Below are 22548 nucleotides of genomic sequence, written 5' to 3'. Positions count from 1 at the left end.
GATGAGGCCGCGGACCGGGTTGCTGCTCGGGGGGCGCTACGAGCTCACCGAGCGGATCGCGGTCGGCGGCATGGGCGAGGTGTGGAAGGCCCGGGACCGCCGCCTGGGCCGGACCGTCGCCGCCAAGGTGCTGCGCACCGAGCTCGTGGGTGACGAGCTCTTCCTCAGCCGGCTGCGCACCGAGGCCCACAACTCCGCCGGGCTGCGCCATCCGAACCTCGCCGAGCTGCTCGACCACGGCGAGCAGGCGGGCTCGGGATACCTGATCATGGAGCTGGTCCCGGGTGAGACGCTGGCGGACCGGCTCGAGCGGGAGGGGACCCTCACGCCGCGCGCGCTGCTGCCGATCCTCGTCCAGGCCTGCCACGGCCTGCACGCGGTGCACACCTCCGGGGTGGTCCACCGCGACGTCAAACCGGCCAACCTCATCCTCACCCCGTGCGGGGAGGTCAAGGTCACCGACTTCGGCATCTCCCTCGCCACTAACCAGGCACCGATGACGGCCGCCGGGATGGTCATGGGCACCGCCCAGTACCTCCCGCCCGAGCAGGCCATGGGCCGGGCGGCGACGGCGGCCGGTGACGTCTACGCCCTCGGCATCGTGGCCTACGAGTGCCTGGTGGGCCACCGGCCGTACACCGGCAGCACCCAGGTGGACATCGCGTTCGCGCACGTCAACACCCCGCTGCCGCCGCTGCCCGGGACCGTGCCCACACCCGTGCGCGCCGTCGTCGAACGCATGCTCGCCAAGGACCCCGCCGACCGGCCGGCCTCCGCCCGGGCGTGCGCGCTGGAGCTGGAGGCCGCGCTGGACGAGCTCACGGCCGTCGACACCCCCTCGGACGGGTCCGCGACCGCATCACGCTCGCACGGGTCGGTCACCGACCCCGGCGTCCCGGCCCTGCCCACCCGCCGCTCGCTGCACCGTGACCAGCCCGGCCGTAACAGGTCCGACAGCGACCAGCAGTCGGTCCGCGCCCGGCACGCCGCGGACGCGCGGGAACCGCTTCCGGTCGTTGCGGTCGTGCCGCGGACGGCCGTCGTCACCGCACCCGCCCGCTCCACGGTCTCCCCAGCCGCACCCGGCCCAGTCACCTCACTCGACCGGGGCGCCGACGCCGGCCGTGTCGAGCCACCCAGGCGGGCGGGCTCACCGGGACGCGCCGGCACAGCCGGCTCGGCCCCCCGCAGCGCCCGCACCGCGGTGGTCACCGCCGCGCCGCCGAGCCCTGCCGTACCCGCCCGGACCGGTCAGTCCCGGGCGCCGCTCACCGGAATGACACGTCGCGGCTGGCGGTTGCCCCGCTGGGCCGAGCTCGCCGCCGACCGCGTGTGGCTCGCCACGATGATGGTCGTGCTGGTGGTCCTCGCCCTCCTGGTGGGGGTGGCGCTGGGTAGTCTGAACCCCGCCGACAGCTCTTCCGCGGGCCACGCGCCTGCGGTTCCTGATTCCTCGACAACTGTGAAGGACGACGACTAGTGGTGGACGAGATCCCCCGTGTTCTTGCCGGCCGCTACGAAGTGGGCGAGCTGATCGGCCGTGGCGGAATGGCTGAGGTGCACATCGGGTACGACAACCGACTCTCGCGGACCGTGGCAATCAAGGTGCTGCGCTCCGACCTCGCCAAGGACCCCACCTTCCAGGCCAGGTTCCGGCGGGAGGCCCAGTCCGCGGCGGCCCTGAACCACCCCTCGATCGTCTCGGTGTACGACACCGGCGAGGAGCACGTGGTCAGCGCAAGCGGCAACACCACCACCGTGCCGTTCATCGTCATGGAGTACGTGGAGGGCCACACCGTACGGTCGCTGCTCTCCGGCGGTGACCCGCTCCCGATCGACGAGGCCGTCGAGATCGTCGTCGGGGTCCTCTCGGCCCTGGAGTACTCCCACCGCGAGGGCATCGTCCACCGGGACATCAAGCCCGGGAACATCATGCTCACCCCGACCGGTGCGGTGAAGGTCATGGACTTCGGCATCGCCCGCGCGATGGCGGACTCCGCCGCGACGATGACCCAGACCCACGCCGTCGTCGGCACCGCGCAGTACCTCTCCCCGGAGCAGGCGCGCGGGGAGGTCGTCGACGCCCGCTCCGACCTGTACTCCACGGGCTGCCTGCTCTTCGAGCTGCTCACCGGCCAGCCGCCCTTCCAGGGTGACTCGGCGGTTGCCGTCGCCTACCAGCACGTCAGCGAGACGCCCCGCGCGCCGTCGGCCATCACCCCGGACGTGCCGGAGTCCCTGGACCGCGTGGTCCTCAAATCGCTGGCCAAGGACCGTGAGGACCGCTACGCCGACGCCGCCCACATGCGGGCCGACCTGCTGGCCGCCGTTCGCGGCGGCCACGTCGAGGCCCCCACGGTGGCGGCCTGGGGCCTGGCGGGCGCCGCGGCGGCCACCGCGGTGACCACCCCGATGCAGGCGGCGACCGCCACCCGCATGATGGGCCCGGCCACCGCCGGCGCCCCGACGACGACCTCCGCGGCGACCGGCACCGTCGAGCCCGAGGAGCGGCGCAAGTCCCGGTGGTGGGTGTGGCTGCTGGCCGTCATCGCCGTCGCCGCCGCCGCGGGCATCACGTGGATGCTGCTCAACCCCACCGACGAGACGCCGACGCCGGCCGCCACCACGGCGGTGCCCGAGCTGGCCGGCCTGGACCAGAACGGGGTCCGCACCGCGTTGACCGAGGCGCAGCTCAACCCGAACATCCTCGATCCCGTCCCGTCGGACACCGTCCCGGAGGGGCAGTTCGTCTCCGCCGACCCGGCGGTGGGCACGGAGGTCGAGGTCGGTTCGCGCGTGAGCGTCGCGTTCTCCTCCGGCCCCAACGCGGTGGCGGTGCCCGACGTCACCGGGCAGAGCCAGGACCAGGCCGCGGCCGCCCTGCGGGCCGTCGGGCTGGAGGTGGGTCAGGTCACCGAGGAGAACGCGGACGCCTCCGTCGACGTCCGCGACGTCATCCGCACCGACCCGGCCGCCAAGACCTCCGTCGCACCCGGTACCGCGGTCACGCTGGTGATCGCCAGTCCCAACGTCAACCTGCCCGAGCTGGTGGGCCAGTCCGAGGACGCGGCCTCGGAGGTGCTGCGCTCGCTCGACCTCGGGGTGCGGATCGAGACGACGCCGTCCGGCGACTTCGAGCCCGGGACCGTGCTCGAGCAGTCCCGGCCCGCGGGTGTCGTCGAGCGGGGGGAGACCATCACTCTCATCGTGGCGACCGAGGCACCTGAGACGGTGGCCCCGGAGCCGACCGACACGGCGACCGAACCCGGCGACGGCGGCACGCCGACGGACGCCGGCACCGACGGCAACAACGGCAACACCGGCAACACCGGCCGGGGGAACGGGCGCGGCAACGACGGAGACAACGAGGGCTGACCTCCGGGTCCACCCGCGCGGTTGCTCGCGTGGCCGCCGCCGTCGCGGCATAGTGACGGCATGGTGGAGACGGCGAGCTGGTTGGTGGTGTTCACCGACCCCGCGGACCTCGTGCTCGCGCTGTACCTCCGCGACGCCGCAGGGCTGGACGTGGCGCAGGACTTCCCACCGCTGGACGGCCACGTGCCGCGCTGGGACGCCCGGTGGGACACCCGCCAGCGCCGCGCCGCCCAGACCCAGTGGCTGAGCTGGTGGGAGGACCTGCTCGACCACCGCCCCGACGACCGCGACGTCCGCGTCGACGGGCCGGACTTCCCCGGCAGTGCCGGCACCCCCGAGCTGCAGGCCGCGCAGGTGGCGCTCTTTCCCGCGGCCCTGCGGTGGCAGTCGGTCCGCCGCGCCCAGGCCGGTGCGCTGGGCACGGGGACCACGTTCAGCGCCCTGCACACCCTGGGCATGCTGCCGCTGGTCAAGGAGATCGAGGCCCGGCTCGGCCGTCCGGCGTCCGCGTTCCGCTACGTCGTCGAGGTGGTCCCGACGACGGGCAAGCACTACTGGGACCTGGGCGTCGAGCGGCTGCTCATCTCCGACGAGCTCGGCATGGATCTCGAGTCGCTGGCGGACGTGCTGCGCCCCCGGCTGGGTGCCCTGGCCTGAGCTCTCGTCAGCGGTTGACGAGCGGGGCGAGGCCCTCGGAGCGGGCGACGGCGCCGTCGTCGCCGGTGACCGCCAGCCAGTTGGCGAGCAGCCGGTGCCCGCCCTCGGTGAGGACCGACTCGGGGTGGAACTGCACACCGTGCAACGGCAGCGTCCGGTGCCGCAGGCCCATCACGATCCCGCCGGCGGTGGTGGCGGTGATCTCCAGCTCCGCGGGGACGGTGTCGCGCACGACGGCGAGCGAGTGGTACCGCGTGGCGGTGAGCGGGCTGGGAAGCCCGGCGAAGACACCGGCTCCGGCGTGCTCGACCGCGGAGGTCTTGCCGTGCATGAGCTCAGGCGCGTGGGTGACCACCCCGCCGAAGAGCTCCCCGAGGGCCTGGTGCCCCAGGCAGACGCCGAGCATCGGCAGGGCGCGCTCGGCGCAGGCCGCGATGACGTCGAGGGAGGCGCCGGCCTCCTTGGGGGTGCCCGGCCCCGGGGAGACAAGGACGCCGTCGTAGCCGTCCACGGCCGGCACCGCGTCGTTGCGCACGACCGTGGTCGCGGCACCGAGCTGCTGGAGGTAGCCGACGATCGTGTAGACGAAGCTGTCGTAGTTGTCGACAACGAGGATGTTCGCTGCGGTCACGGTGCTCCCGTCGGTGGGCTGAGGCGTGCGGGGCGGGGCGACGTCGGGCGTCATGCGCCGCTGCCCGGGCCGTTGAGGACCTGCGCGTGGGTCAGGGTGAGGGAGCCGGCGTAGGCAGGGAGCGCCAGCTTCTCCGCGGGGCGCACCGACCAGCCGAGTCCCACGGCCTCGACGTAGTCGAGGTAGACCTGCACGCGCGGGTCTGCCAGGAGCGAGTCGCGAAGCATCCCCGGGTCGCCGATCGCCTGGATCTCGTACGGCGGGGAGTAGGTCCTGCCGTCGATGTGCAGCACGTTGCCCACGCACCGCACCCCCGTGGTGGAGACCACCCGGTGCCCCTGTACGGTCATCGCCTCGGCGCCGCCGGCCCACAGGGCGTTCATCACGCCCTCGATGTCCTGCTGGTGCACCACGAGGGAGTCGGGCGGCAGGGTGGCGGCGAGCCCGTCGGTCTGCTGGGGGGCGTCCCACAGCTCGACCATCAGGCCCGGTCCGGTGGCCGCGCTCTGCCCGGCCGCCTGGGCCGCTAGCCGGCCGGCCGGCCCCGCCTCCGGGTCCTTCTCCTCCGCGCCGAGGAACCCCCGGACCTCCCCGCGCAGGGCGGCATTCTCGGCCTCGAGCCGCTCCAGCCGAGCGCTCTCGACGCGGGCGAGGTCCTCGAGGTTCTGCGGGTGGCGGTCCTCGTCGCCCGCAAATACCTGGGCGTTGGTGGCGAAGAGCAGCCCGGCCAGCGCGGCCACGACAGCGGTGGCGATCGAGCGGGACGGCACGGGCCGGTGACCGGCAGGCGGCGACGGGGGGCCGGTGCGTGCCGCGTCGCCGTCGTGGGGCGCGGCGGGACCGACGCTCATGGCCCCTCCTCTGGTGACGTTGCCGCCGGATCTACCGCTGGCGACGATACGCTAGGAGGCGGTCGCGCCGCGGTGCGCGTCCGTGGAGCGCCGGCCTGGTCCGGCGAGTGATGTGCCCTCCGGGGCCGTACCCGCGAGGAGACGAAAGATGCCCGAGTCCAAGAAGCGCAAGAAGGACACCCCGGCCCGGTCCGAGATGCAGCAGGCGGCGGCCGCGAAGCCCAGCCCGAGCTGGTGGGCGCCCGCGATGGTCACGCTCATGGTGCTGGGTCTGGTCTGGGTCGTCGTCACGTACCTCACGCAGGGCAGCTGGCCGGTGCCCGGGCTGGGCAACTGGAACCTGGCGATCGGGTTCGGTGTGATGCTGGTCGGATTCTTCATGACGTTGCGGTGGCGCTGAGCCACATCTGCGTCCGCAGGCCCCGGGCCGTCCGTGAGGACGGTGCCGGGGCCTTCGTGTCCGTTGGTGTCTTCGGTCTTGCGCCGATCCCCACCTGGGGACGAGGCCGGCCGCTGACTTTCCCCAGCTGTGCAACCACCTGGGGAGAACTACACCAGTGTCATCTATCCCCAGCTGTGGAGAACGCTGGGGATAGAGGCTCCCGAAGGGCTATCCCCACCTGTGGTCAACGCTGTGGAGAACTACACAGGTGTCATCCACATCTGTGTATGGCCCTGTGGAGAACTACACTGGTGTCATTCAGGCGTCTTGTCGCCGGTTGCGTCGTCGGCTCGCGACTCAGGCGAGGGCGTACTTCAGCATGGTGAGCACCACGAGGACGGCGAGCATCCCCGCGGTGGCCAGGCCGGAGACCAGGGTGCGGCGCTCCTGGGGCGCGTACACGTAGGACGCCGCAAGCACCGCCCCCACCACGGCACCGCCCAAGTGCGCCTGCCAGGAGATGCCGGCGACGACAAACCCGAGCCCGAAGTTGAGGGCGATGAGCACCAGGATCTGGGTCGCGTCCCGGCCGAGGCGCCGCAGAACCAGGAAGATCGCCGCGAACAGGCCGAAGACCGCCCCGGACGCGCCGACGACGGCGGTGAACCAGGAGGAGTTGTCCGGGCTGGCCAGCAGGAGCACGGCGACGGACCCGCCCAGCGCGGAGAGCAGGTAGAGCGCGGCGTAACGCCATCGCCCGAGCGCCGGTTCCACCACGCTCCCGACGATCCACAGGGCGTACATGTTGAGCGCGAGGTGGAGGACCCCACCGTGGAGGAACGCCGAGGTGAGGAACCGGTACGGCTGGACGTCTCCGACGCCCGGGGCGAAGACCAGGTGCTGCTGCAGCGAGCCACCGAACACCGCGACGAGCAGGTAGACCGCCACGCAGATCCCGATGATCGTCAGCGTGACCACCGGCCGGCCGTGCCGGGCGCGACCGCCGAAGACCGTGCGGGTGGACGGGACGCGGGCCTGTGCCTCCCGTACGCAGTCGACGCACTGGATACCCACGGCCGCGGGCCGCTGGCACTGCGCGCACGCCGGCCGCCCGCAGCGCTGGCAGCGTACGTAGGACACGACGCCGGGGTGACGCGGGCAGACCGGCACCTCCGCGGTGCCGGTCTGCTCGGGGATCTGTGCGCTCATCGTCGCGGTCGTTCGCGTCCTGCTCGCTACTCGGTGACGGTGACCGAGTTGATGACGATGTCCTCCACGGGGCGGTCGTTGCGGCCGGTCGCGGCGGCTCCGATGGCGTCGACGACGGCGCGGGAGGCGGTGTCGACCACCTTGCCGAAGATCGTGTGCTTGCCCTGCAGCCAGGTGGTCGCCGCGGTCGTGATGAAGAACTGGGAGCCGTTGGTGCCCTTACCCATCTGCTTGCCCGCGTTCGCCATGGCGAGGATGTAGGGCTCCGTGAAGCTCAGCTCGGGGTGGATCTCGTCGTCGAAGGTGTACCCGGGGCCGCCGGTCCCGGTGCCGAGGGGATCTCCGCCCTGGATCATGAAGTTCGGGATGATCCGGTGGAAGATCACGCCGTCGTAGAGGGGGCGGTTGGTCTCCTCACCGGTCGACGGGTCCGTCCACGTGCGGGCGCCGGTGGCCAGCTCGGTGAAGTTCTTGACCGTCTTGGGTGCGTGGTTCGGGTACAGCTCGACGATGATGTCGCCGGCAGAGGTGTGCAGTGTCGCTTCCATGACTCGATCTTTGCACGGACCACCGACACGTCGCGGCCTGGCCCAGGCACGAGAGCCGTCGCACACGTCACCGAAAGCGTGCAAGATGGGGATCGACGTGGCGGTGCCGCCGACCAGGGCCGTGCCGCCATGAATGTCCGGCGAGACCACCAGGGAGAGCAGATGTCGCGCAAGAGCAAGGCCAGCGAGAGCGAGACACGCAAGGCACGCATGCAAGGGGCGCGGATCGGCGCACTCGTCGGCGCCCAGGCGAGGCAGGCCATCAATGCCCAGGCGAAGCAGGCGATGAACCTTGCCGAGCACGGGCGCGAGTGGGCTACTCCCCGCGTCGAGGCCGCGACCGCATGGGCCGGTCCCCGCGCCGAGAAGGCCTGGCACGACACGGTCAAGGCCACCGCCCCCAAGGTCGAGTCCGCGGCTGTCAAGGTACGTCCCGCCGTCGACACCGCCTACGAGAAGATCGTCGACGACTACCTGCCGCGGGTGCAGAAGGCGATGCACGACGCCGCCGAGGCCGCGGCGGGCGAGCAGGCCATGAGCGCCCGCGGGGTCAAGGGCGCCAAGGCCCAGAAGGTCGCCAAGGAGGCGGCCCGCGAGGCGGCCCGCAAGGCGCTCGCCGCACCGCCGAGCAAGGGTGGCCGGGGCGTCGCCCGGACCTTCGGCTGGGTGCTGGTCGGGACGGCCGCCGCGGGGACTGCATACCTGCTGTGGCGCCGCAGCCAGCCCGTGGACGACCCCTGGGCGGAGGAGTACTGGGAGGACACCACCGTGACCTCGCCGGCGAAGGAGCCCAAGGCCGGCGCCGGCCACAAGGTCAGCTCGGCTGCCGAGGCGGCGAAGGAGAAGGCATCCGCCGCGGCGCACACCGCCGGTGCCAAGGCCTCCGAGACGGCCCACAAGGCCGCGGACACGGTGCGTCGAGCGGGCGGGAAGGCAAAGGACGCCAGCGAGCGCGCGGCGACCGCCACCGAGTCGGCCGGCACGGCTGCGGCGACGCAGGCCGACGACGCCGCGGCCAATGCCTCGGGCGCCGGGACGAGCAGCACGACCACCAGCACGACCGGCACCGGCACGACCAGCACGGGCACGGGCACGGGCACCACCGGCACCACCGGCACCACGGGAACACCCAACCCGGGCGCCTGACAGCCGCCTGGACCCCCCCGGCAACGGGTCACGCGAAGGCCCCCGAACCCGCCCGGGTCCGGGGGCCTTCGCATGCCGTGCGTCAGCACACGGAGCGGAACCGCCATGCGGTGTACTGGCTCTCGGCGGCAGCAAGGACGCCGGAGGCGAGGTAGGCCCACGGCGTCCAGCCGGCCACGAGCGGCTCCCCGTCGGCGCTGCGCCCGACCACCTCGCCGGTCAGGAGCCACATGCGGTTGCCCTTGCCCCCCGAGAGCAGGTAGCCGTGGCGCACGAGCTGGCGCGCCGCCCACAGCCGCGGCCCGGCGGGCCACCACTCCTCGGGACGCAGCGACCAGGCGGGCAGCCCGGGCAGCAGGAACCCGCTCTCGCCGTCGCGGTGCCCGCGCAACCGGTCGGTGTCCGGGTCGGGGGAGATGCGCAAGAACAGCGTGTCGTGATCACGCTGCAGGCTGCTCAGCTCGGCGAGGGTGCCCAGCGTCGGCAGCTGGGCGAGGTGATCGGTCGGAGCGCTCCGGCCGATGGTGGTGGGGCGGTCGATGGTGCTGGCAGTCATGGCGTCCTCCGACGTGTTCGGGTGAGTGGTCCACGATCCGGGCGGGGAGGGGGCCATCCGGGCGTGCAGCCTGACGGGGCGTGTGCGAACCGTTTGGCGTGATCGAAATGTAACCTGTGACATGTGTCGCTCACGGGACTTTCGTCCGTTGGGGACCCCAAAGGCGCCGGAGGCGGGTCGCGGCACCAGTTCGCACAGGGCTGGACGTTCTGCAGGTCACCTGCAGGCGGTGAGGGGCGACATCGGCGTTGTCGTGCGGCAGGCCGGTCGACGTCGGTCGGCGAGGCGCATGGCTCACGCGATGAGCGAGGCTCTTCGCGGGGAGGCTGGTAGTGGTTCGCTCAGGGATAGCCTGAGGAAAGTACTACCAGCCCGCGGCGAACGGGGGCGGGAGCACCGGGGGGAGTCGTCAACCCGGGCGCCGGTGAAGGTCGGACCTGGGAACGGCAAAGGGCCCCTCCCGAACGTGCGGGAGGGGCCTCAGCCGGTGGTGGAGCCAGCGGGACTCGAACCCGCAACCCCCTGCTTGCAAAGCAGGTGCGCTACCAATTGCGCCATGGCCCCGTGCGCGTGCCGCGCGCGGTGGGATCAGCCGCGTGGGGGCTGCTCGCCGAAGCTGTCGGTGACCTCTGCCCAGAGGTCGCGCTCCTCGCGGTCCTGGCGGATCTTGATCCAGGCGACGTACCCCGCGGCAGCGGCGGTGGCGAGCAGGAATACCTTCTTCACGGCGTCCTCCTGGATCCTCGGACCCGACGGGTCGTGCCGGGGTAGTACTGGGTGGGCCTAGCTGGACTCGAACCAGCGACCTCTTCCTTATCAGGGAAGCGCTCTAACCGACTGAGCTATAGGCCCCCGACCCGCAGGAGCGGGCCGTCGCGTCCGTGGGCGCCGAGCAAGATTAACCCAGAGGGGGCGTGGGTCCCAAACTCGTGCGCGAGCGCGTGAGGAGTCTCACGCGGGCCGGACCCGTTCCCCGCGGCTGGTCAGTCGTCGGTCAGGGTCACGTGCAGCCCTCCGACCAGGGCGGCGACGATGTTGTAGAGGAAGGCGCCGATGGTGCCCAGTGCGGTCAGCAGGAGCACGTCCACCACGCCCACGATCGTGGCGAACGACATCACCCGGTCGAACTCCACGTACTGCATGAGCTGCAGGAAGTTCTCGGAGCCGATCGAGACGAGCAGCTCCTCGACCTTCGCGAAGACCTGCATGGAGTCGAGCACGAACCACACGACCGCGGCGGCGACGACGATCATGACGCCCAGCGCCACGGAGAGCAGGAACGACAGCTTCATGGCGGACCAGGGGTCGACCCGGGAGAGCGAGAGCCGTACCCGCCGGGGGCCGACGTCGCGCACCGCCGCCTCGGGGGCCGCGCCTGACGCCGTCGGCCGGGGCGCCTCCGCCGACCGGGTTCCCCCCGCGGTGCTGCCCGCGGGCGGCGCCGCCGTCGGTGCGCCAGCCGGGGCGCCCGCCGGCAAGCCCTGCGCCGTTGCCTCCGGCCGCCCGGACATCCGGTCGGTGAAGCTGCGACGCAAGGTGGTGGCGAAGCCGGGTGCGCCGTCGGCGGCCACCGTGTCGGCCGGTCCGGGTGGAGGCGGCGTCACGTCCGGCCGTTCACCGGTGCCGTGCTGGCTCGTGCTCATGCAGCTCCTCCATCAGCCGTTCGCGCCGTCGTCGGCGGCGGGCTCGTCCTGGGAGGACGCTACCGTGTCCGCCGTGCCCGATGCCGTCCCGGCCTCCGGCACGTCCGCCCCGGTGTCGCTCTCCTCGGGGCTGGCGGCGGTCTCGCCGGAGACGAGGTGCTCCTCCTTCTCGACCTTGAGCTCGACGTTGCGGGCGATGGCGATGATCCGGTCGCCCTTGTCCGGGCGGGCGAAGGTCACGCCCTGGGTGTTGCGGCCGGTGAGGTTCACCTCGGCGACGGCGGAGCGCACCACCTTGCCGCCCTCCATGATGACGAGCACCTCGTCGTCGGGGGCCGTGAGCAGCGCACCCACCAGGTCCCCGCGAGACTCGACGAGGTTGGCGACCTTGATGCCGAGCCCGCCGCGGCCCTGGACCCGGTACTCGCTGACGGCGGTGCGCTTGGCGTAGCCGCCCTCGGTCACCACCAGCAGGGCGGAGTTCTGGTACCACTCCTTGACGACGTCCATGGCGAGCAGCTCGTCGTCCTCACGGAACTTCATGCCCGTGACGCCGGAGGTCGCCCGACCCATCGGGCGCAGCGCCTCGTCGGTGGCGGTGAAGCGGATCGACTGGCCCTTGCGGGAGACGAGCAGCAGGTCGTCCTCCGCGTTGACCAAGCGCGCGGCGACGACGGCGTCGGGCGTGCCATCCTCGTCCTCCCGCAGGTTGATGCCGATCACGCCGCCCGAGCGGTTGGTGTTGTACTCGCTCAGACGCGTCTTCTTGACCAGGCCACGCCGCGTGGCGAGCACGAGGTAGTCCGCCTGCTCGTAGTCCTTGAGGGAGATGACCTGGGCGATGGTCTCACCGGGCTGGAACGCCAGCAGGTTGGCCACATGCTGGCCCTTGGCGTCGCGGCCGGCCTCGGGGAGCTCGTAGCCCTTGATGCGGTAGACCCGCCCGAGGTTGGTGAAGAACAGCAGCCAGCGGTGGGTGGACGTGACACCGAAGTGCTCGACGATGTCGTCCTCGCGCAGCTGTGCACCGCGCACGCCCTTGCCTCCGCGGCGCTGGGAGCGATAGTTGTCCACCCGGGTGCGCTTGGCGTAGCCGCCCCGAGTGATCGTGACGACCACGCTCTCCTCGGGGATGAGGTCCTCGATCGACATGTCACCGTCGAAGGGCAGGATCGTGGTGCGCCGGTCGTCGCCGTACTTCGTGACGATCGCGGCGAGCTCCTCGGAGACGATCTCCCGCTGGCGCAGCGGGGAGGCGAGGATCTCCTTGTAGCCGCTGATCTCGGCCTCGAGGGCCTGGAAGTCGTCGAGGATCTTCTGACGCTCGAGGGCGGCCAGACGCCGCAGCTGCATGGTGAGGATCGCCTCGGCCTGCACCTCGTCGATCTCGAGGAGCGCGATGAGGCCCTGGCGGGCCTCGTCGACCGTGGGGGAGCGGCGGATCAACGCGATGACCTCGTCGAGGGCGTCGAGCGCCTTGAGCAGGCCGCGCAGGATGTGGATGCGCTCCTCGGCCTTGCGCAGCTTGAAGCGGGTGCGCCGGACGATCACGTCGACCTGGTGGTTCACCCAGTGCCGCACGAACCCGTCGAGGCTGAGGGTGCGCGGGACGCCGTCGACCAGGGCGAGCATGTTCGCCGGGAAGTTGTCCTGCAGCTGGGTGTGCTTGTAGAGGTTGTTGAGCACCACCTTGGCGACGGCGTCACGCTTGAGGACGATCACCAGCTTCTGGCCGTTACGGCCGGAGGACTCGTCGCGGATGTCCGCGATGCCGGTGATGCGCCCGTCACGCACGCCGTCGACGATCTTCTCGCTCAGGCGGTCCGGGTTGACCTGGTAGGGCAGCTCCGTCACGACGAGGCACTGCCGGCCCTGGATCTCCTGGACCTCGACCACGGCCCGCTGGGTGATGGACCCGCGGCCGGTGCGGTACATGTCCTCGATGCCCTTGCGGCCCAGGATGGTGGCACCGGTGGGGAAGTCGGGCCCCTTGATGCGCAGCATGAGCTCGCCGAGAAGCTCCTCCTTGGTGGCTTCGGGGTGCTCCAGGAACCACTGGACGCCCTCGGCGACCTCGCGCAGGTTGTGCGGGGGGATGCGCGTGGCCATGCCGACGGCGATGCCCTCGGAACCGTTGACCAGCAGGTTGGGGAAGCGGGCGGGCAGGACGGTGGGTTCCTGGTTGCGCCCGTCGTAGTTGTCCTGGAAGTCGACGGTCTCGGCGTCGATGTCGCGGACCATCTCCAGCGCGAGCGGCGCCATCTTGCACTCGGTGTACCGCGGGGCCGCGGCGCCGAGGTTGCCCGGGGAGCCGAAGTTGCCCTGCCCGGACACGAGCGGGTAGCGCAAGGACCACGGCTGGACCAGGCGCACCAGGGCGTCGTAGATCGAGGTGTCGCCGTGTGGGTGGTACTGGCCCATGACCTCGCCGACCACGCGCGAGCACTTGGAGAAGCTCGAGTCCGGCCGGTAGCCGCCGTCGTACATCGCGTAGATCACGCGGCGGTGGACCGGCTTGAGGCCGTCCCGCACGTCCGGCAGGGCGCGCGAGACGATGACGCTCATCGCGTAGTCGAGGTAGGAGCGCTGCATCTCCAGCTGCAGGTCGACCCGCTCGACGTGGTCGCGCGCGGTGATCACGCCGTCGCCGTCCGGCGTCGTGGGGGTGGCGTCCGTACCGTGGTCCTCGGGTGGCTGCGTCACGTCAGTCCTTCGTCTCTCTCATCGTCTGCACGCACGGGGCACGCCCCGCGCACGGTGAAGCTGGCCGTCTCAGATGTCCAGGAACCGGACGTCACGGGCGTTGCGCTGGATGAAGCCGCGGCGGGACTCGACGTCCTCTCCCATGAGGATCGAGAAGGTCTCGTCCGCGGCGGCGGCGTCGTCGATGGTGACCTGGCGCAACGTGCGCGTCTCCGGGTTCATGGTGGTCTCCCAGAGCTCCTGGTCGTTCATCTCGCCCAGACCCTTGTAGCGCTGGATCCCGCTCTCCTTGGGCAGCCGCTTGCCGGCCCGGGCGCCCTCGGCGAGGAAGGCCTCCTTCTCCCGGTCGGAGTAGACGTACTGGTGCGCGGCGTTGGTCCACTTCAGCCGGTACAGCGGCGGCTGGGCGAGGTAGACATGGCCCTCCTCGATCAGCGGCTTCATGTACCGGAACAGCAGCGTGAGCAGCAGCGTGGAGATGTGCTGGCCGTCGACGTCGGCGTCGGCCATGAGGATGATCTTGTAGTACCGCAGCTTGGCGAGGTCGAACTCCTCGCCGATGCCGGTGCCGAAGGCGGTGATGAGCGCCTGGATCTCCTGGTTGCCCAGGGCGCGGTCCAGGCGGGCCTTCTCCACGTTGAGGATCTTCCCGCGCAGCGGGAGGATCGCCTGGGTCTCGGGGTCACGGCCCTGGACGGCGGAGCCGCCTGCCGAGTCGCCCTCGACGATGAAGATCTCGGAGACGCGCGCGTCCCGGCTGGAGCAGTCCTTCAGCTTGCCGGGCATCGAGAGGGACTCGAGCAGACCCTTGCGCCGGGTCGCCTCCCGGGCCTTACGCGCCGCCATGCGGGCGGCCGCGGCCTGCATGGACTTGCGGATGATGTCCTTGGCCTCGCCGGGGTGGGCGTCGAGCCAGTCCCCGAGGTTGGCGTAGAGCTGGGTCTGGACGAACGTGCGTGCCTCGGTGTTGCCCAGCTTCGTCTTCGTCTGCCCCTCGAACTGCGGCTCACCTAGCTTGACGGAGATGACGGCGGTCAGGCCCTCCCGGATGTCGTCGCCGGTGAGGTTGTCGTCCTTCTCCTTCAGCAGGCCCTTGTCACGGGCGTACTTGTTCACCAGCGAGGTCATCGCGGCACGGAAGCCCTCCTCGTGCGTGCCGCCCTCGGTGGTGTTGATGGTGTTGGCGTAGGTGTGCACGGACTCGGAGTAGCCGTTGGTCCACTGCAGGGCGATCTCGACGGAGATCCGCCTCTCGGTGTCCTCGGACTCCAGATAGATGACCTCCGGGTGGACGACCTCCACCTTCTTGGTCGAGTTCAGGTAGTGCACGTAGTCCCGCAGGCCACCTTCGTACATGTACGAGACCTCGCGGTGGCCGGTGCGGGCGTCGTCTGCCGGGCCGTGCCCGTCACCGGTGATCTCGTCCCCGGCGTCGGTGACGCCGGACCGCTCGTCGGTGAGCCTGATGCGCAGCCCCTTGTTGAGGAAGGCCATCTGCTGGAACCGGGTGCGCAGGGTCTCGAAGTTGTAGTCGATGGTCTCGAAGATGTCCTCGTTGGCCCAGAACGTCACCGTGGTGCCCGTGCCGTCCGTCTCCTCGCCCTGGACGAGCTCACCGGTGGGCACACCGTCCACGAAGCCCATCCGCCACACGTGCCCCTGCCGCTTCACGGCCACCTGTAGACGATGGGACAGGGCGTTGACCACCGAGACGCCGACGCCGTGCAGGCCGCCGGAGACGGCATAGCCGCCGCCGCCGAACTTGCCGCCGGCGTGCAGCACGGTGAGGACGACCTCGACGGCCGGCTTGCCCTCGGACTCGACGATGTCGACCGGGATGCCGCGACCGTTGTCGACCACGCGCACACCGCCGTCGTCGAGAAGCGTGACCTCGATGGTGTCGGCGTAACCGGCGAGCGCCTCGTCGACGGAGTTGTCGACCACCTCGTAGACGAGGTGGTGCAGGCCCCGCTCGCCGGTGGAGCCGATGTACATGCCCGGGCGCTTGCGTACCGCCTCGAGCCCCTCCAGGACGGTGATGTTGCTGGCCCCGTACTCCTGGGTGGTGGGGACGGCGCCGGGGTTGTGGGGGGAAGCCTGCCCGTCCGGTGCGACACCTACCGCGGGGATGGTTTCGTCGTTCACGGCAGCATCAGCACTGTGGTCGGCCACGGTTGCAGGCTCTCCTCGTTCTCGCGGGGCAACCTCCTGCACCGGCCGGCCAGGGGCCGGGGCGCGGGGCCACCGCTCGATCCCGGGCGGCCATGAACAGGGCCGTGCGGGCGGTCGGTCGATTCTACCGTGACTGAGCCGAAAACCGCGAATATCCACAGCCCTGTCCACAGGCGTGGCGTCCCTCACGCGACGGGTTACAGACGGATGGTCTCCGACGAATGCGCGGGAGTGGCGAACCGGACGAACCGGCGCCGTGGGGGTGGGGCGTTCAGGCGGGCTACGGGTCGGGTGCGGGGGGCGCGTGGTCAGCCATAGGTGTCGCGCGGGCCCCGCCCGGGGACCGATCGCTTCCCGTGCTTCCAGCTCGGCCCACCCGGGCCGAGCACGACGATCTTGGTGACCGTGCCCTCGCCCACCTCCTCGGCCAGGCGCCGCTCGAGCTGCGGCAGCAGCAGGCGCAGCTGGGTCGCCCACGCGGTCGAGCTCGCACGTACCACCAGCTCGCCCTCCTCGAAGGTCTCCACCTCGCAGTGGTCGGCGAGCTGGTCGCCGACCACCTCGCGCCAGCGCCCGACGACCCCGCCGACGCCGACCGACGTGGACCACCCGTGCTGGGCCATCAGCCGGGCGGCGATGCCGGCGAGGGGCTGGGGGTCGCGGCGCGAGGGCCCTGGACCACTGATCCCCCAGCCGAGACCGGGGCCGGGCCGCCATGTGCTCCCACCGGCCGCGGCAGCCTCGTCGGTGTCCGCGGGCCCCGGCACGTCGGGGAGCTCGCCACGGCCCGCGCGGCGGCGCCGGGGAGCACGGTAGTGGCCCCTGGCCCGGGCAGCCTCCCGGGCGCGCTCGAGGGCAAGTCGGGCGACGGCATCGGCGTCAAGGGCGGGGTCGGTGTCGGGGGCGGGGTCGGTGTCGGGGCGCTCCTCGGGATGGCGGCGCTCAGCCACGGGTGACCTCCCCGGCGTGGACGGCGAAACGGGCACCGGCCAACGCGGTCGGCACGTCGTCGGGCACGGCGGCGGTGATGAGCACCTGCCGGGCGCCGGAGACCATCGCGGCGAGCCGCTCACGCCGTCGGACGTCGAGCTCGGCGAAGACGTCGTCGAGGATGAGCACAGGCTCGCCGTCGGAACCCCACGGTGAGGTCTCGTCCTCCCGGAGCACCTCGTAGGAGGCGAGCTTCAAGGCCAGCGCGTAGGACCAGGACTCGCCGTGGCTGGCGTAGCCCTTGGCGGGGAGCGTGCCCAGGGAGAGGACCAGGTCGTCGCGGTGCGGTCCGACGAGGGAGACGCCGCGGGCGAGCTCCTTCTCGCGCAGCTCGGCCATCGCGGCGAGGAGCCGCTGGGTCAGCGCGGGGATGTCCAGAAGGGCCTGCTCGCGTGCGTCGACGGTCGCCCGAGCGGACTGCGCGGCCGGTGCGTCGCCGGCCAGGTCGGCGGCGGCGAGCTCGGGCGTGCCCTCCGCGGTGTCCACGCTGGCCCGGTAGTCGATGCGTGCGACGCCCTGCCCGGCGCTCACCTGGTCGTAGGCGTCGGCCACGAACGGGCGCAGCACCCTCACCAGCCGGATGCGGGCTGCGATCATCTGCGCGCCGGCCGCCGCCAGCTGGCCGTCCCACACGTCCAGCGTGCTGAGGTCCGGGCGCCCCCCGCGACGGCGCACCGCACCGGCGGACTTCAGCAACGCCCCGCGCTGGCGCAGCACCTTGTCGTACTCGGCGCGAACGCCAGCCAGCCGGGGCGCCAGCAGCACGACCAGGTCGTCGAGGAACCGGCGGCGGTGGGAGGGGTCCCCCTTGACGAGCTCGAGGTCCTCCGGGGCGAAGAGGACGGTGCGCACCACACCGAGCACGTCGCGGGTGCGGGCAGGTGACCGGTTGAGCCGGGCCCGGTTGGCCTTGCCGGCGACGATCTCGAGCTCGACGAGCGTGGGCCGCTCGCCGTGGACGACCTTGGCGCGGATGACGGCACCGCCGGTGCCCTGGCGCACCAGCGCGGCGTCGGCCGCGACGCGGTGGCTGGAGAACGTGGACAGATAGGCGACCGCCTCGACGAGGTTGGTCTTCCCCTGACCGTTCTGGCCGACGAACGCGGTCACGCCGGGCTCCAGTGCGAGGACCACCTCGCTGTAGGAGCGGAAGTCGTTGAGGGCCAGGTCGGAGACATACATGCCCGGCCCTTCCTCCTCAGCTCTGGTGCGCCCGCGCCCGGCGGGCGCCGCGGCACCCGCCCACGGTACGCCGTCGCGCGGGTTCCGCCGCAGCTCCGGCCTTCAGCCGACCGACTGCTCGATCCGGTGGTTCCCGGTCAGGCGCTCGGCCTGGCGGCGCGGGTGGCGTGGCCGCCGAACTGCTGGCGCAGTGCGGCCACCGCCCGCATGGCCGGCGAGCTCGGCTGCCGGGAGGAGAAGCGGGCGAAGAGCGCCGCGGAGATCACCGGCACCGGGACTGCGCTGTTGATCGCCTCCTCGATGGTCCACCGGCCCTCGCCGGAGTCGTCGACCCAGTCGCTGATGTCGTCCAGGCCCGGGTCTTCCTGGACCGCGCGGACCATCAGGTCGAGCAGCCAGGACCGCACCACGGTGCCGCGCTGCCAGGCAGCGAAGACGGCACCGACGTCGGCGATGAGGTCGTCACGGGCCTCGAGGAGCTCGTAGCCCTCGGCGTAGGCCTGCATGAGGCCGTACTCGATGCCGTTGTGGACCATCTTCGCGTAGTGGCCGGCCCCCACCGGGCCGGCGTGGACGAAGCCCTCCTCGCGCGGTCCCTCCGGCCGCAGGGCGTCGAAGACCGGCATCAGCGTCTCCATGTCGGCGTCCGAGCCGCCGGCCATGAGTCCGTAGCCGTTCTCGCGTCCCCAGATGCCGCCGGACACGCCGACGTCGACGTACCCGATGCCACGTTCGGCCAGCCGTGCGGCGTTGGCCTGGTCCGCCTCGAAGTGTGAGTTTCCGCCCTCGACCACGATGTCGCCCTCGTCCAGCACCGTGGCCAGCTCGGTCAGGACCGCTTCTGTCGGCTCACCGGCCGGGACCATCACCCAGACCACGCGACGCGGCTGCGGCAGCGCGGCCCCGAGGTCCGCCAGCGTGGCGACATCGCTGTTCTCCGGGTTGGCGTCATAGCCGGTGACGTCGATGCCGGCGGCGCGGAGCCGCTCGGCCATGTTCCCGCCCATGCGGCCGAGTCCGACCATTCCGATGTGCATGACAGCCCGCTTCCTGGGCGGACAGCGGCCGCCCCTGTTCGACGTCAGATGCGGCGGGAAGGGCCCGTCGCACCGGCGAGAACATCGTCACCAGGACGTTTGTGCCCCAGTGTGGTGGGGCTCATGTCAGCCCGCGAACCGGATCGGCATGAGGAGGTAGCGGAAGCCCAGGTCGTCCTCACCCTCGAGCGAGTCCTGACCGGTCATCACGGCCGGCTTGCTCGGGTGCGTGAAGGACATCCGCACGAACGGCGTAGTCAGGGCCCCGAGGCCGTCCAGCAGGTAGTGCGGGTTGAACGCGGTGGTGATCGGCTCGCCCGTGAGTGCCGACTGCAACGCCTCGGAAGCCTGGGCGTCGTCACCCTGGCCGGCCTCGAGGACCACCTGGCCCTCGTTGAAGCTCAGCCGGATCGGGGTGTTCCGCTCCGCCACGAGGCTGACGCGCCGCGCCGCCTCGACCAGTGCGGAGGTGCTGACGACGGCGTGGGTCGTGGTGGTCTCCGGGAACAAGCGACGCACCGGCGGGTAGTCGCCCTCCACCAGCAGGGACGTGGTGCGGCGCCCGCCGGCCTCGAAGCCGATGAGTGCGGCGGGGGCATCGGTGGCAAGCGCCATGTCCACACCGCCCGCGGTGGTCATGGACTTGGCCACGTCGGAGAGGGTGCGCGCGCGAACCAGCGCGACGGAGGAGACCGCCGGTGAAGCCGGGTGCCAGGTGAGCTCACGCATCGCGAGGCGGTACCGGTCGGTGGCGAGGAGCGTCACCTTCTCGCCCTCGATCTCCATCCGGACACCGGTGAGCAGCGGCAGCGTCTCGTCACGGCTGGCTGCGATCGTCACCTGCGCGACCGCCTCGGTCAGGACGTCGGCCTCGATGCTGCCGGCCACCTCGGGCATGGCGGGCAAGGCCGGGTAGTCGTCGACGGGCATCGTCAGGAGCGTGAAACGTGACGCGCCGCAGGTCAGGACCACCTTGGTGCCGTCCACCTCGACGTCGACGGGCTTGCCGGGGAGGGCCTTGCAGATGTCGGCGAGGAGGCGGCCGGAGACGAGCACGACGCCCGCGGTGTCGACGTCTGCAGGGATCTCCGAGCGGGCGGAGACCTCGTAGTCGAAGCTGGAGAGGTTAAGGACGCCGTCGCTGCCGGCCTCGAGCCGGACGCCTGCGAGCACCGGGACCGGCGGCCGCGTAGGCAGCGAACGTGCCGTCCAGGTGACAGCCTCAGCCAGGACGTCACGCTCAACCCGGAACTTCACGATGGATGACCTCTCTCGAACTCCGACGGGCGCACGAAGCGCAGGCTCACCCTACGGCAGGAAATCAAGCGGCCGGTAGCGGAAAGCGACACCGGTGTGGTTCATCGGGCCAGCTGGACCACGTTTTGTGTCGTTGGCTGTCCACATCCATCTCTGAATGAAGTAGTTAGTCGTCGTCATAGCGGTTGTGGACCTTGTGGAGAACCGTCGTTCACGCAGGTCAGGCAGCTGACAGCGATGTGGGTGGCCGGGTGGTCGGGCTTGTGGGTAAGTCGCGCCGGCAGTGGATCTGTCATTTGCCCCCAACGGGCGTCCACCGACCCCGTACGGCTGTCCACCACGACGAAGGCGGTTGTCCACGTCTATCCACAGGGTTATGCACAGTTGTGAATCGGGCGAACTCGGCTCATTCGTCGTGTACGCGCCTTGCTGGCGACGGAGGGCGGGCGCGCGTGCGCGGCCGGCATGCCCGAGGGGCTCGTCGGGGCACCACCGCTGCGGTCGCCGAAATGGGGCTCGGGCCACGTAAGAGCCTGGGCGCCGGTGGTCAGGCGCGGGGACATGCGCGGGAGTGGTACCCAAACCCGGGAAGGCTCGTGCCGCCGTCGTGAGTGGGCCCAGCGGCGTCAGTTGCCCCGGGCGTTCTGCTTGATGCGGTTGGTCAGCTCGGTGACCTGGTTGAAGGTCGAGCGCTTCTCGGCCATCTGCTCACGGATCTTGCGGTTGGCGTGCATGACCGTGGTGTGGTCGCGGCCGCCGAACAGCTGACCGATCTTGGGGAGTGAGAGGTCCGTCAGCTCGCGGCACAGGTACATGGCGATCTGCCGGGCGTTGACGAGGACCCGGGAACGGTCGGCGGAGCACAGCGCGTCGATGGAGACGGAGAAGTAGTTCGCCGTCTGGCTCATGATCAGCGACGGCGTGATCTCCTCGCCCTCGGGGTCGGTGATGAGGTCCTTGAGGACCATCTCCGCCAAGGACAGCTCGACCGGCTGCCGGTTGAGGTTCGCGAACGCGGTGACCCGGATGAGTGCGCCCTCGAGCTCGCGGATGTTCGTCGAGATGCGCGAGGCGATGTAGCCCAGCACCTCATCGGTGGCCTGCAGGTTCTCGTTGATGGCCTTCTTGCGCAGGATCGCGATGCGCGTCTCCAGGTCCGGCGGTTGGACGTCGGTCAGCAGGCCCCACTCGAACCGTGACCGCATGCGGTCCTCGAACCCGTCGAGCTGCTTGGGCGGGACGTCCGAGGTGATGACCACCTGCTTGTTGTCGTTGTGCAGGGTGTTGAAGGTGTGGAAGAACTCCTCGACCGTCTGCTCCTTACCACCGAGGAACTGGATGTCGTCGATGAGCAGGACGTCGACGTTGCGGTAGCGGCGTTGGAAGTTCTCCGCCTTGTCGTCGCGGATCGAGTTGATGAAGTCGTTGGTGAACTCCTCGGAGTTCACGTAGCGCACCCGGATACCGGGGTACAGGTTGCGCGCATAGTGGCCGATCGCATGGAGCAGGTGCGTCTTCCCCAGGCCCGAGCCGCCGTAGATGAACAGCGGGTTGTAGGCCTTCGCCGGCGCCTCGGCGACCGCGGTGGCGGCCGCGTGCGCGAACCGGTTCGAGGAGCCGGTCACGAACGTCTCGAAGGTGTACTTGGGGTTCAGTCGTGACGGGTCGCCCGACTGGTCCTCGACCGAGGTGCCCCGGTCTGCGCTCGACCGTTGTGGCCGCGGGACCGGGCGGTCGTCCGCCAGCTCCGAGCGGCCTGCGGGCACCGTCTCGGGGACCGGCGCTCGCTCCCGTTCTGGCACGACCCCCTCGACCGGGGCGGTCACGGGCGCCGCGGGGCTGAGCGCATCCTCCAGGCTCGGGTCGACGGTGACCGCGAACCGGACCGGGGAGCCGGCCACCTCGGTCAGGGCAGCCGTGATGGGCTCACGGGCCCGCATCTCAAGGAAGTCCTTGGCGAAGTCGCTCGGGACAGCAAGGAGCATGGTCCCGTCGATGACGCCGAGCGGCCGGGTCATGCGGATGAACGCCAGCTGGGCGCCCCCGATCTCGCCCCGGGTCGTGAGGATCTCGACCGCCCGGGCCCAGCTCTCGGTGGTCGGTTGATTCTCCGGCAACGCTGATCCCCTTGGTACGAGACAGATTATGAGCGTCGAGTCTGGCACGCCGCGGCCCGATCCACACGTCTGTCCACAGGTTGGGGGTAAGT

19 protein-coding genes and 2 tRNA genes are annotated in these 22548 nt (G+C 71.1%); 5 read left to right on the top strand and 16 right to left on the bottom strand.

Features of this window, described 5'->3' with window-relative positions; all coding sequences use genetic code 11:
- Position 1: 1 nt before the first annotated feature.
- The 3 genes from FE374_RS00100 to FE374_RS00090 are packed head-to-tail and all read left to right on the top strand — an operon-like array spanning position 2 to position 4032.
- The gene (locus tag FE374_RS00100) at positions 2-1480 is read left to right on the top strand and encodes a serine/threonine-protein kinase (RefSeq protein ID WP_139926690.1); all 1479 of its coding nucleotides are present in this window, start codon (positions 2-4) and stop codon (positions 1478-1480) included.
- Positions 1480-3375: a Stk1 family PASTA domain-containing Ser/Thr kinase gene (gene pknB / locus FE374_RS00095; protein WP_139926689.1), complete on the top strand. Its 1896-nt coding sequence runs from the start codon at positions 1480-1482 to the stop codon at positions 3373-3375. Before FE374_RS00100 ends, pknB begins: the two co-directional genes overlap by 1 nt.
- Before the next feature lie 60 nt (positions 3376-3435).
- On the top strand, positions 3436-4032 hold the full coding sequence (locus tag FE374_RS00090; RefSeq protein WP_139926688.1) for a hypothetical protein: 597 nt from the start codon (positions 3436-3438) through the stop codon (positions 4030-4032).
- Positions 4033-4039: 7 nt separating this feature from the next.
- Here FE374_RS00090 and FE374_RS00085 read toward each other — a convergent pair whose 3' ends face one another.
- Together FE374_RS00085 and FE374_RS00080 are read right to left on the bottom strand one after the other, a co-directional pair.
- The gene (locus FE374_RS00085; protein WP_139926687.1) at positions 4040-4717 is read right to left on the bottom strand and encodes an aminodeoxychorismate/anthranilate synthase component II; all 678 of its coding nucleotides are present in this window, start codon (positions 4715-4717) and stop codon (positions 4040-4042) included.
- A complete protein-coding gene (locus FE374_RS00080) occupies positions 4714-5514 on the bottom strand; it encodes a DUF881 domain-containing protein (protein WP_139926686.1) in 801 nt (266 codons plus the stop codon). The genes FE374_RS00085 and FE374_RS00080 overlap by 4 nt, the downstream gene beginning before the upstream one ends.
- A gap of 148 nt (positions 5515-5662) precedes the next feature.
- Between FE374_RS00080 and FE374_RS00075 the strand changes: the two genes are divergently transcribed.
- On the top strand, positions 5663-5914 hold the full coding sequence (locus tag FE374_RS00075; RefSeq protein WP_139926685.1) for a cell division protein CrgA: 252 nt from the start codon (positions 5663-5665) through the stop codon (positions 5912-5914).
- A gap of 339 nt (positions 5915-6253) precedes the next feature.
- Here FE374_RS00075 and FE374_RS00070 read toward each other — a convergent pair whose 3' ends face one another.
- The gene (locus FE374_RS00070) at positions 6254-7105 is read right to left on the bottom strand and encodes a rhomboid family intramembrane serine protease (protein WP_139926684.1); all 852 of its coding nucleotides are present in this window, start codon (positions 7103-7105) and stop codon (positions 6254-6256) included.
- Between the two features lie 26 nt (positions 7106-7131).
- Positions 7132-7653: a peptidylprolyl isomerase gene (locus FE374_RS00065; protein ID WP_139926683.1), complete on the bottom strand. Its 522-nt coding sequence runs from the start codon at positions 7651-7653 to the stop codon at positions 7132-7134.
- Between the two features lie 162 nt (positions 7654-7815).
- On the opposite strand from FE374_RS00065, the gene FE374_RS00060 reads away from it, so the two are divergent.
- The gene (locus tag FE374_RS00060; protein WP_139926682.1) at positions 7816-8799 is read left to right on the top strand and encodes a hypothetical protein; all 984 of its coding nucleotides are present in this window, start codon (positions 7816-7818) and stop codon (positions 8797-8799) included.
- An 82-nt stretch (positions 8800-8881) separates the two neighbouring features.
- On the opposite strand, the gene FE374_RS00055 is transcribed toward FE374_RS00060, so the two are convergent.
- From FE374_RS00055 to dnaA, 12 genes are all read right to left on the bottom strand, one after another.
- On the bottom strand, positions 8882-9355 hold the full coding sequence (locus FE374_RS00055; protein ID WP_139926681.1) for a DUF6098 family protein: 474 nt from the start codon (positions 9353-9355) through the stop codon (positions 8882-8884).
- 488 nt (positions 9356-9843) lie between these two features.
- Positions 9844-9919, bottom strand: a tRNA-Ala gene (locus FE374_RS00050).
- Positions 9920-9943: 24 nt separating this feature from the next.
- The gene (locus tag FE374_RS19000; protein WP_168205514.1) at positions 9944-10081 is read right to left on the bottom strand and encodes a DLW-39 family protein; all 138 of its coding nucleotides are present in this window, start codon (positions 10079-10081) and stop codon (positions 9944-9946) included.
- Between the two features lie 52 nt (positions 10082-10133).
- Positions 10134-10207, bottom strand: a tRNA-Ile gene (locus tag FE374_RS00045).
- 131 nt (positions 10208-10338) lie between these two features.
- Positions 10339-10866 carry a DUF3566 domain-containing protein gene (locus tag FE374_RS00040; protein ID WP_456319106.1) on the bottom strand — a complete coding sequence of 176 codons (528 nt, stop codon included), beginning with the start codon at positions 10864-10866 and terminating at the stop codon, positions 10339-10341.
- Positions 10867-11010: 144 nt separating this feature from the next.
- Entirely contained in the window at positions 11011-13638 is a 2628-nt protein-coding gene (gene gyrA / locus FE374_RS00035; RefSeq protein WP_230978615.1) for a DNA gyrase subunit A, read from the bottom strand.
- Between the two features lie 132 nt (positions 13639-13770).
- Positions 13771-15846 (bottom strand): DNA topoisomerase (ATP-hydrolyzing) subunit B, encoded by a 2076-nt coding sequence (gene gyrB, locus FE374_RS00030; protein ID WP_269142051.1) that lies wholly within the window; start codon positions 15844-15846, stop codon positions 13771-13773.
- A 335-nt stretch (positions 15847-16181) separates the two neighbouring features.
- The gene (locus FE374_RS19415) at positions 16182-16823 is read right to left on the bottom strand and encodes a DUF721 domain-containing protein (RefSeq protein ID WP_223173593.1); all 642 of its coding nucleotides are present in this window, start codon (positions 16821-16823) and stop codon (positions 16182-16184) included.
- Positions 16816-18045, bottom strand: a complete 1230-nt coding sequence (gene recF / locus FE374_RS00020; RefSeq protein WP_139926679.1) for a DNA replication/repair protein RecF — start codon at positions 18043-18045, stop codon at positions 16816-16818. Before recF ends, FE374_RS19415 begins: the two co-directional genes overlap by 8 nt.
- 137 nt (positions 18046-18182) lie before the next feature.
- A complete protein-coding gene (gene gnd, locus FE374_RS00015; protein WP_139926678.1) occupies positions 18183-19082 on the bottom strand; it encodes a phosphogluconate dehydrogenase (NAD(+)-dependent, decarboxylating) in 900 nt (299 codons plus the stop codon).
- Positions 19083-19208: 126 nt separating this feature from the next.
- Entirely contained in the window at positions 19209-20339 is a 1131-nt protein-coding gene (gene dnaN, locus FE374_RS00010; RefSeq protein ID WP_139926677.1) for a DNA polymerase III subunit beta, read from the bottom strand.
- A 626-nt stretch (positions 20340-20965) separates the two neighbouring features.
- Positions 20966-22456 (bottom strand): chromosomal replication initiator protein DnaA, encoded by a 1491-nt coding sequence (gene dnaA, locus FE374_RS00005; protein WP_139926676.1) that lies wholly within the window; start codon positions 22454-22456, stop codon positions 20966-20968.
- Between the last annotated feature and the right edge of the window lie 92 nt (positions 22457-22548).

Source organism: Georgenia yuyongxinii, from assembly GCF_006352065.1.
Classification (GTDB): Bacteria; Actinomycetota; Actinomycetes; order Actinomycetales; family Actinomycetaceae; genus Georgenia; species Georgenia yuyongxinii.
Note: the sequence above shows the minus strand (reverse complement) of the source record. Positions and strands in the feature narration are given on the sequence as shown.

Excerpts from the sequence above, each read along its gene's own strand:
- FE374_RS00080 (WP_139926686.1), bottom strand. The coding sequence starts at position 5,514 with ATGAGCGTCGGTCCCGCCGCGCCCCACGACGGCGACGCGGCACGCACC.
- FE374_RS00100 (WP_139926690.1), top strand. The coding sequence starts at position 2 with ATGAGGCCGCGGACCGGGTTGCTGCTCGGGGGGCGCTACGAGCTCACC.
- FE374_RS00060 (WP_139926682.1), top strand. The coding sequence starts at position 7,816 with ATGTCGCGCAAGAGCAAGGCCAGCGAGAGCGAGACACGCAAGGCACGC.
- gnd (WP_139926678.1), bottom strand. The coding sequence starts at position 19,082 with ATGCACATCGGAATGGTCGGACTCGGCCGCATGGGCGGGAACATGGCC.
- FE374_RS00090 (WP_139926688.1), top strand. The coding sequence starts at position 3,436 with ATGGTGGAGACGGCGAGCTGGTTGGTGGTGTTCACCGACCCCGCGGAC.
- FE374_RS00075 (WP_139926685.1), top strand. The coding sequence starts at position 5,663 with ATGCCCGAGTCCAAGAAGCGCAAGAAGGACACCCCGGCCCGGTCCGAG.
- FE374_RS00070 (WP_139926684.1), bottom strand. The coding sequence starts at position 7,105 with ATGAGCGCACAGATCCCCGAGCAGACCGGCACCGCGGAGGTGCCGGTC.
- FE374_RS00055 (WP_139926681.1), bottom strand. The coding sequence starts at position 9,355 with ATGACTGCCAGCACCATCGACCGCCCCACCACCATCGGCCGGAGCGCT.
- FE374_RS00040 (WP_456319106.1), bottom strand. The coding sequence starts at position 10,866 with ATGTCCGGGCGGCCGGAGGCAACGGCGCAGGGCTTGCCGGCGGGCGCC.
- FE374_RS00065 (WP_139926683.1), bottom strand. The coding sequence starts at position 7,653 with ATGGAAGCGACACTGCACACCTCTGCCGGCGACATCATCGTCGAGCTG.
- FE374_RS00085 (WP_139926687.1), bottom strand. The coding sequence starts at position 4,717 with ATGACGCCCGACGTCGCCCCGCCCCGCACGCCTCAGCCCACCGACGGG.
- recF (WP_139926679.1), bottom strand. The coding sequence starts at position 18,045 with ATGTATGTCTCCGACCTGGCCCTCAACGACTTCCGCTCCTACAGCGAG.